12 protein-coding genes are annotated in these 15,911 nt (G+C 72.9%); 5 read left to right on the top strand and 7 right to left on the bottom strand.

Annotated elements, in window-relative coordinates; all coding sequences use genetic code 11:
* Position 1 precedes the first annotated feature (1 nt).
* Complete coding sequence (locus tag TK50_RS32390) at positions 2 to 823, bottom strand: hypothetical protein (RefSeq protein WP_052503950.1); 822 nt, start codon at positions 821 to 823, stop codon at positions 2 to 4.
* A 3-nt stretch (positions 824 to 826) separates the two neighbouring features.
* Positions 827 to 1,198 carry a hypothetical protein gene (locus TK50_RS34240; RefSeq protein WP_158499198.1) on the bottom strand — a complete coding sequence of 124 codons (372 nt, stop codon included), beginning with the start codon at positions 1,196 to 1,198 and terminating at the stop codon, positions 827 to 829.
* Between the two features lie 54 nt (positions 1,199 to 1,252).
* On the opposite strand from TK50_RS34240, the gene TK50_RS27260 reads away from it, so the two are divergent.
* The gene (locus TK50_RS27260; RefSeq protein WP_043968249.1) at positions 1,253 to 4,981 is read left to right on the top strand and encodes a CHAT domain-containing protein; all 3,729 of its coding nucleotides are present in this window, start codon (positions 1,253 to 1,255) and stop codon (positions 4,979 to 4,981) included.
* Positions 4,982 to 5,130: 149 nt separating this feature from the next.
* Here the strand turns inward: TK50_RS27260 and TK50_RS27265 are convergent, their stop codons facing one another.
* Positions 5,131 to 6,006: an ATP-grasp domain-containing protein gene (locus TK50_RS27265; RefSeq protein WP_043969444.1), complete on the bottom strand. Its 876-nt coding sequence runs from the start codon at positions 6,004 to 6,006 to the stop codon at positions 5,131 to 5,133.
* A gap of 146 nt (positions 6,007 to 6,152) precedes the next feature.
* Positions 6,153 to 7,001 (bottom strand): helix-turn-helix transcriptional regulator, encoded by an 849-nt coding sequence (locus TK50_RS27270; protein WP_043968250.1) that lies wholly within the window; start codon positions 6,999 to 7,001, stop codon positions 6,153 to 6,155.
* A 129-nt stretch (positions 7,002 to 7,130) separates the two neighbouring features.
* Between TK50_RS27270 and TK50_RS27275 the strand changes: the two genes are divergently transcribed.
* The 3 genes from TK50_RS27275 (at position 7,131) to TK50_RS27285 (ending at position 10,948) form a co-directional block, all read left to right on the top strand.
* Entirely contained in the window at positions 7,131 to 8,117 is a 987-nt protein-coding gene (locus TK50_RS27275; RefSeq protein WP_043968254.1) for an aldo/keto reductase, read from the top strand.
* A gap of 222 nt (positions 8,118 to 8,339) precedes the next feature.
* Positions 8,340 to 9,767 (top strand): hypothetical protein, encoded by a 1,428-nt coding sequence (locus TK50_RS27280; RefSeq protein WP_043968256.1) that lies wholly within the window; start codon positions 8,340 to 8,342, stop codon positions 9,765 to 9,767.
* The gene (locus TK50_RS27285; RefSeq protein ID WP_043968258.1) at positions 9,764 to 10,948 is read left to right on the top strand and encodes an ARPP-2 domain-containing protein; all 1,185 of its coding nucleotides are present in this window, start codon (positions 9,764 to 9,766) and stop codon (positions 10,946 to 10,948) included. Before TK50_RS27280 ends, TK50_RS27285 begins: the two co-directional genes overlap by 4 nt.
* A gap of 16 nt (positions 10,949 to 10,964) precedes the next feature.
* On the opposite strand, the gene TK50_RS27290 is transcribed toward TK50_RS27285, so the two are convergent.
* The 3 genes from TK50_RS27290 to TK50_RS27300 all read right to left on the bottom strand — a co-directional run bounded on the left by TK50_RS27290 (position 10,965) and on the right by TK50_RS27300 (position 14,571).
* Entirely contained in the window at positions 10,965 to 12,413 is a 1,449-nt protein-coding gene (locus TK50_RS27290) for an MFS transporter (protein ID WP_082106672.1), read from the bottom strand.
* A 20-nt stretch (positions 12,414 to 12,433) separates the two neighbouring features.
* Complete coding sequence (locus tag TK50_RS32395; protein WP_082106674.1) at positions 12,434 to 13,222, bottom strand: class I SAM-dependent DNA methyltransferase; 789 nt, start codon at positions 13,220 to 13,222, stop codon at positions 12,434 to 12,436.
* A 140-nt stretch (positions 13,223 to 13,362) separates the two neighbouring features.
* On the bottom strand, positions 13,363 to 14,571 hold the full coding sequence (locus TK50_RS27300; RefSeq protein ID WP_043968262.1) for an MFS transporter: 1,209 nt from the start codon (positions 14,569 to 14,571) through the stop codon (positions 13,363 to 13,365).
* A gap of 527 nt (positions 14,572 to 15,098) precedes the next feature.
* Between TK50_RS27300 and TK50_RS27305 the strand changes: the two genes are divergently transcribed.
* Complete coding sequence (locus TK50_RS27305; RefSeq protein WP_082106676.1) at positions 15,099 to 15,908, top strand: LuxR C-terminal-related transcriptional regulator; 810 nt, start codon at positions 15,099 to 15,101, stop codon at positions 15,906 to 15,908.
* The last annotated feature ends 3 nt before the right edge of the window (positions 15,909 to 15,911 follow it).

A 15,911-nucleotide genomic window follows, 5' to 3' on the forward strand; every position in this document is an offset into this window, starting at 1 on the left:
GTCACGCTCCCTTCGTGAGCCGGTCGTTGATCTGCCGGAAGTCCTCCCGGCTGATCCGACCCTCGACCAGAGCCACGCCGAACCGCTCCGCCAGCACGTGCTGCTGGCTGTCGACGGTCGACTCGGCGAGATCGGCGAGCGCACCCACCGCGGTGCGGGCCCGGTGCCGGGCCAGCAGCACCACGGCCAGCCCGATCAGCGCGGCCGGCCACCACCACCAGCCCAGCCCCACGAGCGCGGCGCCCCAGACGGCGAGAACGGCCGCGCTGTCCAGGCCCGCTCGGCTGAGCTCGATCGGGCCCCGCTCGTCGGGGGTGAGCATGAGCCACAGCCGGGGCCACAGCAGCCCGAGATGGGCCCCGTACTCGGCGTCGACCCGTTCGTGGGCCAGCCGGATCCGGTCCGCGACCTGGGTGGCCCGGGCCGGCAGGTAGCGGGCGGGCAACTCCCGCGTCCGGTCCGGCCACCGCCTACCGAAGTACGCCCGCCGGAGGCGGACGATGCCCTTCTCGATCCAGTGCAACGGCGGCGGCCACCGGTCGGTCCAGAGCCGCCGCAGCAGCGACCCCGCCATGTGCGCGGTCATGCCCACCAGATAGCCGAGCGCCGTGATCAGGACGGCGCGGATGATCAGCGCGGTGGTGCCGTCGATGCCGGCGACGAGGGCGTCGACACGGCTCAGCAGCAGACCGTGGTCGAGAGCGTGCCGCTGGCCGAGGGTGAGCGCCACCCACCCGACGCCGAGGAAGAGCACACCGGAGAGCGCGATCTGGATCCACTGCCCGGTCAGCCGTCTGCTGATCTCCCCGAGGATCGCGTCCATGGCCTAGTGATCCGCGCCGCGCCGCAGGCGGCGGTCGTACACGGCGCACTCCGGGACCACGCCCTCGCTGTCGCGCGGTTCGACCCGGCTGCACGCCGTGGCCGGACAGACATAGCTTCCGGGTGGCAGCCCGGCAAGCCCGCCGGGAAGTGGTGCGTACCCCGGATTCTGGTTCTGCGACTCCTCTCCCCGCTGGCTGCCGGCGGTCGGGTAGCCGATCGAGCGGCACACTTCCACCAGTGACGTGGTGCCCGACCGCAAGGACGCCAGGCCCGATTCCAGGAGCCGACGCCGACTCTCGGGAAGCTCCCGCCGCAGATGCGGTGTGTCCCGGCAGAAGGTCGCGAGAAACTCCCTTTCGGACGGACCGCTCATCAACCACCTCTTCGGTTGGCCACGCTCCCGATCGTGTATGCCAGCATAGGGGCCGTGAGCACGCCGGTGACCCGAGCCAGCGACGACGCGGCGCAGCGGTACGCCGCCACCGGCGAACGGTCCGAGCTGGACGAGTCGTCGCGCCGACACGGGGTCGCGGGCGATGCGAGTGCTGCCCTCGACGACCTGCACCGTGCGCTGTCCGCGCTGCGGGACACCGGTCGGGGCCCGTTGACCGCCGACGCCCTCGACGCCGCCGCCCACCAGTTGAACCGGGCCCTGGGGCGCGGGCCGGCACAGCTGCCCGACGGCTGGCTGGACGCGGTGGCCACCGCCTACCTGCGTCGCTACGAGCACAGTGGCGACGACCGTGACCTGCTTGGCGTCGCCGGATGCCTGCGCCGCCGCTCGGCGCCGCCCGCCGAACCCGCGCTGCGCCATGCCGCCGCATCGGCCTGGCTGCGGTCCTGGGAAGGGCGGGCCCCACCGGGCCGCCGGCACGGCGCGGGGATCCGGCGCACGGCCGAGTTGGTCGTGCAGGAGCTCGACGCCGTCCTGCGGGCGACGCCCGTGGACCACCCGCGCGGCGGGGCCCGAGCGATCGACGCGGGCGCCGCCCACCTGGCGCACTACGCGTTGACCGCCGACCGCTGGGATCCGGACCGGGCGACCGGGCCGCTCTGGCGGGGCATGCACAGCCCCGGTGACCTGCACCTGGTCGAGGTCCGCCGCGCGGCTGACGCCGTGTCGACGCTCTCGTCACATGTGCAACGCGACCGGGCCGGTGCGCTGACCGGGGCGCTCGTGGGCTTCCTGCGCCAGCAGACCGAGGCGCGGTCACCGCAGGACGCCGCGGTCGTACGGGCGCTTCTCGCCCGGGCGCTCGTCCTGCACCACGAACACGCCGGGGACCCCGCCCTGCTCGACGCGGCGGTGCACGCGGCAGACCAGGCCCTGTCGTCCGGGCAGCTCGGCGGCGACCTGGGTTGGCTGCTGGAGACCCGTGCGGGCTGCGCCGCGATACGCGGTCGGCAGCACGGCGACCCCGCCGACATCACCGCCGCTGTCGCGTTCGTCGAGCGGGCCCTGGCCGTGGCCTCCGGGCCCGACGAACGCGGGCTGCGCATGCAGATGGCCGGCGTGCTGCACCAGGAGCTGTTCGTCCTCACCGGGGACGAAGCCGACCTCGCCCGCGCCCTCGACTGGATCGACCAGGCGATCGACCAGGCCACGCCCGGCTCCTCCGAGCGCACCCACCGGCGCCTGATGCGCGCGGGTGTCCTCGCCCACCGGTTCCGCGTCTACCGGCGCACCGCCGACATCGACGAGGCGATCGGCCTCTATCTCGGCGGGCACTCCGCGGAACACGTCGGCGGCCTCGGCTCCGCCCTGCACGACCGGTTCGTCGCCACCGGCGACCTCGCCGACCTCGACGAGGCCGTCGCCGCGCTCCGGGAGGCCGCACGGCGCGAGCAGGACGTGCGGACGGTGCTCGGCCTGGCGCTGGCCGACCGCTTCTCCGTCACCGGCGACTCGGGTGACCTTGCGGAGGCCGTCGGGTTGTTCCGGGCGGCCCACACCCGCATCGACGTACCGCACCCCGGTGGCGACCAGTGCCGTCACCTGGCCGGCGCGCTGCTCACCGCCTTCGGGCGCACGCGCTCGGACGACGACCTGCGGCAGGCTCTCGCCTGCGCCCGGGCGGTCACCGCAGCCGCAGACCCCGCCGCACACGCCGGAGCGCACGGCGCGCTCCTGCTGGCCCGGACGCTCGGTGCGGCCGCCGCCGTGTGGGACAGGCCTGCCGACCTGACCGAGGCCCGTACGCTGCTGCTCGGCCTCCTCGGTCAAGACGATCTTCCCGACGACGTCCGTGGCACCGCCCTGCTGCTGCAGGCGGAGTTCGAAGCCGGACAGCACCGGACAGTCCCCATGGACATCGCCGTCACGATGCGGCTCGCCGAGCTGACCCGGTCGGCCCGTGGCCTGCTGCGCACCACCTCCGTCGACTGGGTCGAGGCCACCCTGCGCCTCGGCTCCCACCTCGGCGACATCGGGCTGCGCAGCGCCGACCCGGCGGCGCAGACCGAAGCGGCCCGCCTGTTCGGCGAGGTCGTCGGCCATGCCGCGGCGCGGCCCGCGCACCGACGCGAAGCCGCGATGTCGGCGGGTCGGCTGGCGTTGCGCGCCAACCCGCCCGACCTCGCCCGGTCGTTGGCCAACTATCGCCTGGCGGTCGACCTCACCGCCGATGTCGCCCACGGCTTGGCCGACCCCGACCGGCAGTTGCTCGCCGGGTCGGTCGCCAGCCTGCCCACCGAGGCCGCCAGCGCCGCACTGGAGGCAGGCGACGCCGCGCTGGCCCTCGAACTCTCCGAACGGGCCCGGTTCCTCAGCTGGGGCGCGGCGCTGCGCCGCCGGCATGCCCTGGCCGAGCTCGCCCGCATCGATCCCGACCTGGCGTCACGGATCGAGGCCATGACCCGCCAGCTGGACCGGCTGGCGCGGGTACGGCCGGCGGCCGAACCCCGCCGGTGGTGGGAACGCCCGGACGACGTCGTGGAGCCTGCCTCCGAACTGCGCTCCCGCGTCCGCCGCGTCCTCGCCGAGCTCCTGGACCAGGCCAGAGCCCTGCTCGGTCGTGACCTGTTCGGTGGCCCGGCCACGCTCGCGGAGCTGCGACAGTCGGTCGGCGCGGGTGCGGCCGTCCTGGTCAACGTCAGCCTGCAACGCTGTGATGCCCTGCTGGTCGACGCCGCCGGCCTGCGGGCGGTCCCGCTGCCCCGGCTCACCCTCCACGCCGCCGCCTCGATGGCGCAGCAGTACATCCAGGCGGTCCAGCAGTACGCGGAAGCCCTGAGCGGCCCCGCAGGCAACAGCCGGATGCCGATGTGGCGGGCACAGGAGGCGATGAGCGAGGTCCTGGCGTGGTTGTGGGAAACGACGGCCGAGCCGGTCCTGACCGCCCTAGGGCACTCGTCCGCCTCCGAGAACGAGCCACCACGCGTGTGGTGGTGCCTCACCGGCCCACTGACCATGCTCCCGATACACGCCGCGCAACGCGGGCACGGCTCGCCGGACGCCGTGCTGGAACGGGTGGTGTCGTCGTACACGCTGACCCTGACGCATCTCAGCCTCTCGGCCGGCCGCACGCCGACGAGAGCGGGCGTCACGGATGAACGGCCCTGCGTCATCACCATCGCGCAGCCGCCCGGCCTGCCGCCGCTGGTCGGCCCCGAACGCCAGGCCCGCCGGCTCGACGAGCTGCTCGACCCGGTGCCCGTGCGACTCGACGGCCGTGAGGTCACCCGCGACCGGCTCCTCCAGGCGTTGGGCAGCCACCGCATCGTCCACATCGCCGGCCACGGCCACCAGGATGTCAGCGAACCGCTACGCGGCGGCGTCGCCGCGTCCGACGGAGCCATGACCTTTCAGGACGTCGCCGCCCATCCCGTCGGCGCCGACCTCGTCTTCCTCGACGCCTGCCACACCGCCATCGGTGGCACCGACGTTCTCAACGAGGGAATCCACGTGGCCTCCGCGCTGCAACTGGCCGGCGGCCGCCATGTCATCGCCACGCTCTGGCAGGTCGTGGACCACGACCTCGTGACGCTCCCCGGCGAGGAGGAGTTCGTGACAGCCGTCTACCGGGATCTCGCGCCCGAGGGCACGGTGCTCGTCGACCGGGCGCCGTATGCGCTGCACCAGGCGCTTCGTCGGTGGCGCCGCGAGCGGCCGTCCGACGTCGGTGCGTGGGCGCCCTACCTGCACTACGGCCGGTAGGGCCGACGGAGCGCGGCCCCGACCGCTCGTCGACCGGGCCGTGCCCGAACTCAGGCGGGAGGTGTCGCCGGTGGGGACGGAATCCGCTCGTCGTCATGCGCGACGGCCGGCCCGATGTCCCGTGCCGGGCGTGTTCGTGGGCTTGATCCTCACCGGCCGATCCGGGAGCGGGCGTCGTCGGAGAGGCCGCCGTCGAGGAGTGTGGCGACGAAGTCGTACGGGCTGATGGAGTCGGGTCGGTCGCTGACCTGGCCGTCGCCGAGTTCGACGACGCGCCAGGTGCCGTCGTGGCGTTGCGCGAGATCGACGGTGACGAAGGGAAGGTCGAGGGCGGCGACCAGTGGCGTGAGCCTGGCCAGGTCGAGGGCAGGGGATGGCAGGTCGTCGGGGGTGTCGGGGTGGGCGCCGATCAGTGCGCAGGCGCCGTCGATCCACCAGGTGCGTACTTCGGCGGTGGTGAAGTGTTCGAAGGCACGCAGGACGAACCCGCCGGTGAAGTCGTCGGCGCGTAGTTCGAGGAAACGGGTGGCGACCTGCCAGGCGGCGGCGGAGTCGCCGAGGTCGGGGATGAAGGCCGCCTCGTTCCAGTGGTGCTTCATCGACTTGGTGTAGTCGCGCAGTACGGCGGCACCGGTGCCGAGTTGTGTCCGGGCGTGGTCGAAGGCGGCCCGCTCCGCGCTGGTGGTCCAGGTGGAGGTCGGCGTGACCGGGGCGAGCGGGTGGTACCAGCCGGGAAGTTCGTGGGCGCGGCGGTACTGGTCGCCGTTGGTGCGCAGGGACACGCCTCGGGCGGCGAGGGCTTCGGCGAAGGCGGCGTACTGGTCGCTGCGAAGCATCCAGCCGCGGTAGACCGCGACGCCGCCGGCGGGCACGGTGGCGACGGCGCGGTGCGGGTCGTCGCGGGTCAGCGCGTCGTGGTCGACCACCGCGACGGTGATCCCGGCCTCCCGGGCGGCGTGGGCTTCGGGCGCGAAGTGGTCGTCGGGCAGGCGCGGGCGTAGCGGGTTCGCGGGCACCAGCATCATCACCCGGGCATCGTGCCGGAGGAACGACGGCGGGATCCACCCGAAATCCGGCCGGGCGGTCGGGCAGGCGCTGAGCCGTCGGGAACGCCGGGGGATGCCGGCGGCGGGCCGGACCCGCCGGGAGGTGCCCACGACGGGCGTCTCCGTCAGTGGGGCACCCGGGCCGGGAACTCCTCGACCCCCAGCACGCGCAGCAGGTCGAGTTTCTCCCGGTCCCCGGCGTCGGCCGGGGTGAGCACCAGCAGTTGCTGGCCGAGGTCGGGGGTGACCAGGGTTTCGCAGTCCATCGTGACGCGGCCCACGCGCGGGTGCAGGAACGTCTTGCGGTCGGCCCGGCGTACCGCGACCTCGTGCTCGGCCCACAGCCGCCGGAAGTCGTCGCTCGCGGCCCGCAACCGTTCGATCAGGCCGGTCACGGCCGGGTCGCCGGCCCGCCGGCCGGCCACCGCGCGCAGGTCGGCGACCTGTTGGCGGGCGTGTCGCTGCCATTCATCGGGGCCGTGGAGGTCGCGGACGGCCGGGTCGGTGAAGTAGCGGTAGGCGACGTAGCGGCGGTCGCCGGTCAGCCCGGTGTGGTCGCCGCTGAGCAGGATCGACATGCGGTTCTGCGCCAGGATCTCGCCGAGGTCGGACAGGACCATGGCGGGGGTGTCGCCCACCAGGTCGAGCAGGCGGACCAGGCCGGCCCGGGCCAGGCGGGCGATGCCGTCGGCGGGCGGCGGCTGGTGGCCGGCCAGGTGGAACAGGTGGCTTCGCTCGTCGTCGGTCAGGCGCAGGGCCCGGGCCAGGGCGCCGAGCAGCTGGGTCGACGGCTGGCTGCTGCGGCCCTGCTCGAGGCGGACGACGTAGTCGACGGACATGCCGGCGAGCATGGCGACCTCCTCGCGGCGCAGGCCGGCGGTGCGGCGGCGGGGGCCGTCGGCGATGCCGGCCTCGGCGGGGCGGATGGCCTCGCGCCGGCGACGCAGGAAGTCGGCGAGCTGCTTGCGCTGCATGCCTCCATGCTGCCCCCGGGACCGGGCACGGAGCCAGGGAGCGGCGCTCCCACGACAAGCACTCCGCTGCCGGCGGGCCGGGAAACGGCGCAGGGTGGAGCCGAGATCGACCGACGAGGGAGAGTTTCGATGCAGACACGCACTCTGGGCGACACGGGTCCCACGGTTTCCGCGGTGGGGCTGGGGGCGATGAGCATGTCGGGCGCGTATGGCCCGGCCGATCGCGGGGAGAGCATCGCCACCGTGCGGGCCGCGCTGGACGCGGGGGTCACGCTGGTCGACACCGGTGACTTCTACGGCATGGGGCACAACGAGCTGCTGCTGTCGGAGGCGTTGCGGGGACGCGACCGGGACAGCTATCTGCTGAGCGTGAAGTTCGGGCAGCAGGTGGGGCCGGGCATGCGGTTCGCCGGTCAGGACTCCCGCCCGGCTTCGGTGCGGAACTTCCTGAGCTACTCGCTGACCCGGCTCGGCGTCGACCACGTGGACATCTACCGGCCGGCCCGGCTCGACCGGTCGGTGCCGATCGAGGACACGATCGGCGCGATCAAGGAGATGATCGACGCCGGTTACGTACGGTATGTGGGGCTCTCCGAGGTCGACGCGGAGACCGTCCGGCGGGCGCACGCCGTACACCCGGTTGCTGATCTTCAGATCGAGTACTCGCTGCTGTCGCGGGCGGTCGAGGCCGACGTGCTGCCCACGCTGCGGGAACTGGGCATCGGGCTGACCGCGTACGGGGTACTGGGTCGCGGCCTGCTCTCGGGGAACTGGGTGCCGGGGCGGGCGGACGACCCGCGTAACCACAGTCCCCGCTTCTCCACCGAGAACGCGTCACACAACCTCGCCCTGGTGGAGGCGTTGCGCCGGGTCGCCGACGCGAAGGGCTGCACGGTGGCGCAGCTGGCGATCGCGTGGGTGGCGGCGCAGGACCCGTCCATCGTACCGCTGGTCGGTGCGCGCACCCGGCAGCGGCTGGCCGAGGCGCTGCCGGCGCTGGCCGTGCAGCTGTCGGCCGACGACCTCGAAGACATCGAGGCGGCCGTGCCGAAGGGCGCCGCGCGCGGTGACCGTTACCCGGCGGCGTTCATGTCGAGCCTCGGCGTCGGCAACTAGCGCCTCGTCACGGCTTCGCCGGGGCGGTGGTGAGTGTCCCCACCTCGGGGCTCGGAGCGGTTTTCTCGTCGCGTCGTGGTGATCGTGGCGGGTATCGTGGCCGGGCCGGTCGCGGGACTTCGGTGCGACTTCCGGAACCCGCCTCTGAAGCGATGCTTCGCAGTTCGTGCCCCCAATCCCCGGCCGGCCCCATCAGCACCGTGTGGAAAGGCGGCTGCGGTCATGTCACGGGCGGATCGGGTCGCGTGCGAGGACGTGGTGATGTTCGTCAACGCCGCGATCGCCTCGACGGGCCAGCGTGAGTTCCGCTCCGGAGCCGCCACGCAGCGCCTGTCGTTGGCGTTCCTCCACGAGTACGTGCTGGGCAACTACCGTGACCTGTACGCCGCGACCCTGGCCCTGGACGTCAACCACTTCAACACCGGCATGGTCGTGACGAACCTGCTACGCACCGCCCGGGAGGCGAGCGACCAGCAGCGCGCGACGGAAGGGCGGCTGATCGCCGCACGGTTGCGGACGTTGCCGCCGCAGCGGGTGTACGGCGTGTTCCGCGAACTGCGCCGGCTGGGGATCAACAACCGGCGTACCCGCGCCATCGTGCGCGACTGGGTGGCCGCCCGGCCCGACCCGGCCTTCGACGCGGTCAAGTACCGCCGATCGTTGTCGGTCGCCGCCCGCCACGCCCACCTCCCACTTCCCGGCGAGGTCGGTACGGTGTTGTTCGACTGGCGCCGTCCGAAGCGCTACGAGACCCCGATCCTGGACGCGTGGCGACGCGCCCACTACGACCAGCGCGCCCTGTACGAGCTGCCGTACACCGTCGCCGAGGGACTGGCCGCCCAGCACGGCATCGACCGGACCCGGTTCCTGTCCGGCATCGCGCCCAAGCTCACCGACGGCGAACGGTTGCGTTTGCAGGGGGCCGCCGCACGGCACAAGGTCGCGGCGGTCGCCCTGGACCTGGCCACCGCGCCCCTGACGCGTCTCGCGATCTACGCGCTGTCACTGCCTCGCCCGGAACGCGCCCGGCGACGGGACGAGCTCACCGGAGCGCTGCGGGCCGCCGCGCGCCGCGCCGCCCGCCGGCAGGCGGGCACCTGGGGCCGGGTGGTGGCCGTCCTCGACGACAGCTACTCCGCTGCCGGCTCCGGCGTGAAGCGCGGCCGGCCGCTGGCCGTCGCCCTGGCCACGCACTATCTGCTGGAGGCCCTCGCCGCCGACTACGCCGGGCTGTGGCTGCACCACCGCGGCGAACCGTTGCTGGTACACCCCGTCGGCGCCACCGGGCTGGGCCTGCGCCTCGTCGACGCCCTCGAGCGTCGCCCCGACCGGCTCGTCATCGTCTCCGACGGCTGGGACAACGACCCACCCGGGCAGGCCGCCGAGGTGCTGCGGGTCTGGCGTACCCGCCTCGATCCCCACCAGGCCACGAGCGTCGTGCACCTCAACCCGGTCTACGACGCCGACACCTTCGACGTGCGTCGTCTCGCCGCCGGCGTGGCCACGGTAGGTGTCCGCGACGCCGAGGATGCCGCCGCGCTCGTCGAGCTGGCCCGCTTCGCCACCGGCAGTGCCGGCTTCGACGAGCTACGCCGCCACCTCGCCGACCGGGTCGAACGGTTCCTCAACGCCGAGCAGGCAGCGTCGTGACGGCCGTAGCCGGCGGAATCGATCTGACCGGGCTGGCCGCCGGCCCCGCCCAGACGTGGGGTGCGGTCCGCCTCGTCCCGCTACTGCGGCCGGTCCCCATCACCGACCTGCGTCTGCACGCCCGCCTCTACGACCCCGACGAACTGTCGATGGTTCGCACCGGGCCACGCACCGGGTACCTCTCCTACCTCCCGCACGCGTTCGTCGCCACCTGGACCACCGACGCCACCCCGGCCGCCGCGTACGGCACCCAGCTGCGTGACCCCGCCGACACCGGCGCTCCCACCGGCATCCGGCTGGCGTCGCGCCGCCGCATGGCTCGCCGTGAGGACAGGCAACGGCTGCGGTTCCTGCCGCTGCACCTGGCCATGGAGGGGTACCTCACGCTGCAGTTCGGCGGCCCGCCCGTCGCCTGGCAGGAATGGACCCGCGACGCCGTCACCCGAGGGCTGTCCCCCCGCGTGGAGGCCAGCTACACCGGCGCCACCATCACCGGCCTCGACGAGGCACTTCGCGTCTTCGAGATCCACCCCGACCAGTGCGGCATGCTGCTCTATGTCGCCGACGCGCTCGCCGCCGCGTTCGTCGTCCCGCACCCGGACGACTACCGCGCCCTGCACCCCACACTGTTGCAGGACTTCTACGGCGAACTGCTGTTCCACTACACCCAGCTGTATCCAGCCGTACCGGACTTCACCTTCCGTCTCGACGACACCCGCATCGCCAGCATCGCCGACCTGCGCGCCCAACTGGCCCGGGTGAACGCCGACTGGGCGGCGTCGCACGTCCTCATGGCCGACGGGCTGCTCACCGCCGAGCGACTCACCAGCACCCCGGTTCAGCGCATGGGCCGCTTCACCCTGTCCCGGTTCCTGCCCGCCTTCGACCCCGACGCCGAGAACCACATCGGCGAGACCATCACCGAAGAGGCCGGCGCGTTGGCGTACCTCAAGACGTTTCGGCTGTCGGCCGCGCAGACCCGCCGCGGACACCTGCTGTCCCAACTCGCCGCCACCGACTGGGACCTCGATGCCACCGCCGCCGCGCTCCGCACCGACCGGGACGGGCTGATCCGACGACTCGACCGCGCCGGATTCGGCCGCCTGCTCCGCCGCGACATCATCGATTCCAGTCGTCGGCATGAAGTCCCGGTGCGCGGCACCGGTAGGGGCGGGGCCTGACGGTGTCGCGCCGCCGTCAGGCTTCCGGTGCCCGTCGCGCCTCGCGCGGGGACCGCAGGGACGGCAGCGCCCAGAGGAACGCGAGCAGGCCACCGGCCGTCGCGAGGACGACCGCCGGCCGCAGCCCGACCGACTGCCCCACCAGCCCGCCGAGCACCGCGCCGACCGGGCGTACCCCGAAGCTGATCGTCTGGTAGGCCCCACGGACCTGGGCGCGCAGCGGCACCGGCACGGTGGCGACGAAGGTGGCGGCGACGCTGATGTCCTGCACCGAGCGGCCCACCCCGGACAGGAACGAGGCGACGAGGACGACGGTCACGATCACCACCGCCGGACCGGCCGCGACCGCGACGGCCGTCAGCGGCGCGGCGGAGAGCAGACTGCCGGCCACCAGACTCCGGGGCATCCCGAGGCGCCGGGCGACCGCCGGGAGTGCCATGGATCCCACCAGGGCCCCGGCGGCCTCGGCACCGAGCACGAGCCCGGTCACGGCTGCGGACAGGTGCAGCGTCCGGGTGAGGAACAGGACGAGGAGAGCGTGGAACATCAGGTTGAAGAAGTTGGCGGTGGTGGTGACGCCGAGCGCGCCACGTAGGGCTGGGCTGGCCATGATGAAGCGCAGCCCCGTGGTGGAGACCGGTGCGGTCCGTCGTGGCGGCGTCCGTGCCGCAGGGCGGTCGATCCTGGTCAGCAGGGCGGCCGACCAGAGGTAGGACAGCGCGTCCGCGGCCACCGCGACGGGGGCGGAGAGGACCGGGACCAGGAGACCGCCGGCACCGGATCCCGCCACGGACGCCACGGTGCGGGCGCTGTAGACCAGCGACTGGCCGGCGACGAGGCGGTCGTCGTCGAGGAGGGTGGGGAAGAGAGCGGCATCGGCCACGACGAACACCACGGACGCGCTCGCGACGACCGCGGTGAGCGCGTACAGGGCGGGCAGGTGCAACCAGCCCAGCCACCAGGCCGCCGGCAGCGACGCGGTCACCGCGAAGCGGACGACGTCGGCGCCGATCATGGGGGTCAGCGGGTGCCGGAAGCGGGCCACCCACCCTCCCGCCGGAATGGCGAACAGGACGCTCGGGATCCACGCCAGCGCCGTCAGCCAGCCCATCTGGGCCGGGCCCGCGCCGAGCAGCACTGCGGCGGCGACGGGCACCGCCACCGACAGCACCCCGTCCCCGGCGGTCGAGACGCTCACGGCGCCCCAGTAACGCCGGAACGCCGGCACCCGCAGCGGCGCCACGTGTGACGGGAGGTCGGTCCGCGTCCACCGGCGTCCCCTTCCCGGGGCACCCGGGGGCCCTGCGCGTGCCCGGTCCGTGGCGGGCCGCTCCTGCGGCCGGCGCGGGAGGCGACCCGCCACGGGACCGCGGGTCACTCGCTCCAGTCGGCGATCTTCATCGGACACCTCCTCTCGCCTCCAGGGGCTCCCCGGCACCGGCCCCGACCCGGTGCCGCACGGCATGCGGCGGCCTGGGCAAGCTTTCAGCCCGGCTTGCGCGCGACGACGAAACTCTTGCGGTGCAGCTCCTCGTCGGCGTTGTCGGTCAGCTCACCGAGGTGCAGCCCGTGGGTGGCCAGGTGCGTCAGGCCCACCTCGGCCAGCAGCCGCTCGACCACGTCCGGCGCGAAGTACGAGAACTCGTGCCGCTGGTGGAACCGCCGCCAGGTGATCCCGTCGTCGGTCGTGAACCGGTCGATCAGGTAGTCCGAGCCGTGCGGGTCGCGCCGCGACGACGCCCCGCGTACGACGGTGAACTCGTCCTCGCTGTCCTCCACGACCACGCGCGACGGGTGCCGCCGATGGAATCCGGCGGTGCCGAGGTCGAAGACGAACAGGGCGCCCGGCGCCAGCAGGGCGGACACCCCGCGCAGCGCGGCCGACAGCTCCTGCTCGTCGCGCAGGTAGATGAACGGCTCGCCCAGCGTCACCGCGACGTCGAACACCCCGAGGTCGGGCAGCTCCCGCAGGTCCGCGACGACGAGGCGGACCTGCTCGGCGCCCGGCTTCGCCCGTGCCTGCCGGAGCATCTCCGGCGAGACGTCGACCGCGGTGACCTGGTATCCCGCCTGCGCGAAGCGGATGGCGGCCTGGCCGGTGCCGGCGCCCAGGTCGAGCAGGCGTCGTCCGGCTGCGCCGTGGCGCCCGATCAGGTCCAGGTAGAGCGCGACCCAGCGGTCGTAGTCGTTGCGTCGGGTGACGTGGTCGTACGTGCTCGCGATCGAGTCGTAGATCGTCTGCACCGAGCGACCCGTCGAGCGTAGCTCTGTCACCGTGGGCCCCCTGTCGTCCGATGCCCTCGAAGCACTGGTGAAAGGCTAGGTGTGCCTTGTGGACAACGAGTGGACGACGGATCGGGGCAGCTCAGGAGAAGGGCGGGACGGTGCGGTGGCAGCCGCGCTGGCCGTGCCCGTCAGCGGCTGGTCGCCGGGGCGGGCTCGGGCTCGAGGGTGACCTGGCTGCGGTGCGCGACCGGGACGATCAACGCCGACGCGGCGAGCGCGGCGAGGGCGATGCCCAGCCACCCCCAGAACCCGAACGTGATGACCAGGCCGGAGAGCACCGCCGGGCCGACGATGTTCTGCGTGATGACGTGCAGGTCGAACGCGCCCAGGTATTCGCCCTGGGCGTGCTCGGGGGCGAGCCCGAAGGCGAGTCCCCAGCCGGAGGCGGCCTGCATCACCTCGGCCACCGAGAGGATCAGCACGCCGGCGACGATCGCCACGCAGGCGAGCGCCACGTTGTCCTCAAGCGCGGTCAGGGCGATGACCAGGCATCCGCCGGCGAGCCAGTAGCCGGAGCGCCGGGCGAGCCGGCCGGCTCCCGCCACGGTGTCCGCGCCGCGGCTGGCCCGGACCTGGAACAGGATGACGAACACGGTGTTGAAGATCAGCAGCAGTGGCACCAGGAAGTGCGGCAGCGTGGTGCGGTTGAGTGCCCAGAGCGGCATGGTGACCAGGATGACGCTGACGTGCGAGGCCAGGATCGTGGAGACGCCGATGACCGCGAGGAAGCGCGGATCGCGTACGGCGGCGAAGCGCTTGAAGCCCACCGGCACCGGCCGTGACGGCGCGTCGGGCAGGCGGGTGACCAGCAGCGCGGCGCCGACCATCAGCGCGGCGGTGGTGAGCGGGATGAGCACCAGCAGCCGCTGGCTGAGGGCGGCGACGGCGGCCACCCCGATGCCGATGCTGAAGCCGATGTTGAACACCGAGCGCATCATCGCCTTGAGCTTGACCCGTTCGTCGGCGGGCACGAGGTTGCCGACCAGGGCCCCGTTCGTCGGTCCGGTGCCGTACTCGATGAACCCGACGGCGACCACCAGGGCGTAGAACTGCGCCGCGCTGCCCACCAGGGTGTAGAGGCCGAAGCCGACCGCCAGGGTGGTGAACAGGACGATCAGCAGCCGCCGCGCGCCCACCCGGTCGGCGATCACCCCGAAGAGCACCGACGACACGAAGGCGGAGAGGCCGGCCGCGGAGAGGCCCAGGCCGACCTGCTTGGCGTCGAGCCCGACGCGGAGCGTGAAGTAGACGACGCTGCCGCTGAGGAAGACGCCCTTGCCGATCGACTCGGCCAGCCGGATCGCGATCAGTTTCCTGCGCAGCGGATCGGTCGGCACCAAACGGAACGAATAATCAATCAATCGCGAAAAGGGCATGTTCCCACATCCTGGTGTAATGGCGCGGTCGTCATCAATAATCGTGATCGGGGTGGCGGATGGACAGGGCCTGCGGGCGGCGGCGGGCGGGACGACTTCCCGGCCGTCCGGGAAGTTTTCCGCTGGACAACCCGGGGCCGCTGCGCTAGGCGTAGGCGCAGATCGGGGCGGATCCCGCCGGCCGGACGACCGTAGGCGCAGGTCGTGACCTTGGAATCCACCATCGGCGCTGAAATGTTTCTGACTGACAGTAGCTGCGATCCATCTTCGTTTACGTAATTGACCTCGGAAAATAGGTCGGATGATTGACAGGGGGGCCCGCCGATCGTGTATATGTGTTGTTCTAGTAGATGTAGGTAGCTGTTCACGCCGATGAGGCGATCCGTTCCCGCGACGCCCTCCCGCCGGGAGGCGTCGCGGGCTGCTTGGGGACGGGGTGAGGTGTGGCAATGGTCGGCGTTGGCTCGTCCACGGACCTGGCTCATACGATGAGTCGGGATCCGGAGGAGGTCGCGGACGGGGCACAACCCCGGGTCGTGACGGTGGTGCTGGCCGACGCTCAGCCGGTGGTGCGCAGGGGGCTGATCGCCCTGCTGTCCACCTCGACTGAGATCGACGTGGTGGCCGAGGCGGGATCGGCGCAGGCGGCGCTGCGGAGCGCGGCGTCGGCCCGCCCCGACGTGCTCGTGCTCGACATCGCGATGCCGGACTTCCAGGCCGGCACTCTTCAGGAGATCACCCGGGTCTCGCCGTCGACCGCGGTGCTGGTCTTCACCGCCGTCGAGGACGAGGCCGTCGTGGTCACCACCATGCGTGCCGGCGCCCGGGGGTACGTGCTCAAGAGCTGCCCCGGCGACGGCATCGTGCGGACGGTCCGGGGCCTGGCCACCGGCGAGGTGATCCTCGGTCCCCGGGTGGCCGACCTGCTCATCGGGCAGCTCGGCCGGGAGCCGCGCAACCAGCAGATGTTCCCGGAGCTGACGGAGCGCGAGCGGCAGGTGCTGGAGCTGATCGCGGCGGGCATGCGCAACGCCGCGATCGCCGCCCGGCTCAACCTGTCCCCGAAGACGATCAGCAACCACATCTCGACGATCTTCAACAAACTGAACGTGTCGGACCGGTACGAGGCGATCGAGGTGGCCCGCGAGGCCCGGTTCGCCCGCCCGCGGCCGTACCGGCCGGGGCTCGACCTGGTGGCCGGCGGCGGGAGTCCCCGCCTGCACGGCGCTGGCGCGATGCCGTTGCGCCGTGCGGGCGGCCCGGCGGCACTGGCCAGCCTGCGCTCGGTGGAGGGATGAACC

Origin of the sequence: Micromonospora haikouensis (assembly GCF_000876225.1) — a bacterium.
Taxonomy (GTDB): domain Bacteria; phylum Actinomycetota; class Actinomycetes; order Mycobacteriales; family Micromonosporaceae; genus Micromonospora; species Micromonospora haikouensis.

Coding starts and splice junctions, on each gene's coding strand:
- TK50_RS27290 (WP_082106672.1), bottom strand. CDS start 12,413: ATGCCGTGCGGCACCGGGTCGGGGCCGGTGCCGGGGAGCCCCTGGAGG.
- TK50_RS27275 (WP_043968254.1), top strand. CDS start 7,131: ATGCAGACACGCACTCTGGGCGACACGGGTCCCACGGTTTCCGCGGTG.
- TK50_RS32390 (WP_052503950.1), bottom strand. CDS start 823: ATGGACGCGATCCTCGGGGAGATCAGCAGACGGCTGACCGGGCAGTGG.
- TK50_RS27280 (WP_043968256.1), top strand. CDS start 8,340: ATGTCACGGGCGGATCGGGTCGCGTGCGAGGACGTGGTGATGTTCGTC.
- TK50_RS27270 (WP_043968250.1), bottom strand. CDS start 7,001: ATGCAGCGCAAGCAGCTCGCCGACTTCCTGCGTCGCCGGCGCGAGGCC.
- TK50_RS27305 (WP_082106676.1), top strand. CDS start 15,099: ATGAGTCGGGATCCGGAGGAGGTCGCGGACGGGGCACAACCCCGGGTC.
- TK50_RS27265 (WP_043969444.1), bottom strand. CDS start 6,006: ATGATGCTGGTGCCCGCGAACCCGCTACGCCCGCGCCTGCCCGACGAC.
- TK50_RS34240 (WP_158499198.1), bottom strand. CDS start 1,198: ATGAGCGGTCCGTCCGAAAGGGAGTTTCTCGCGACCTTCTGCCGGGAC.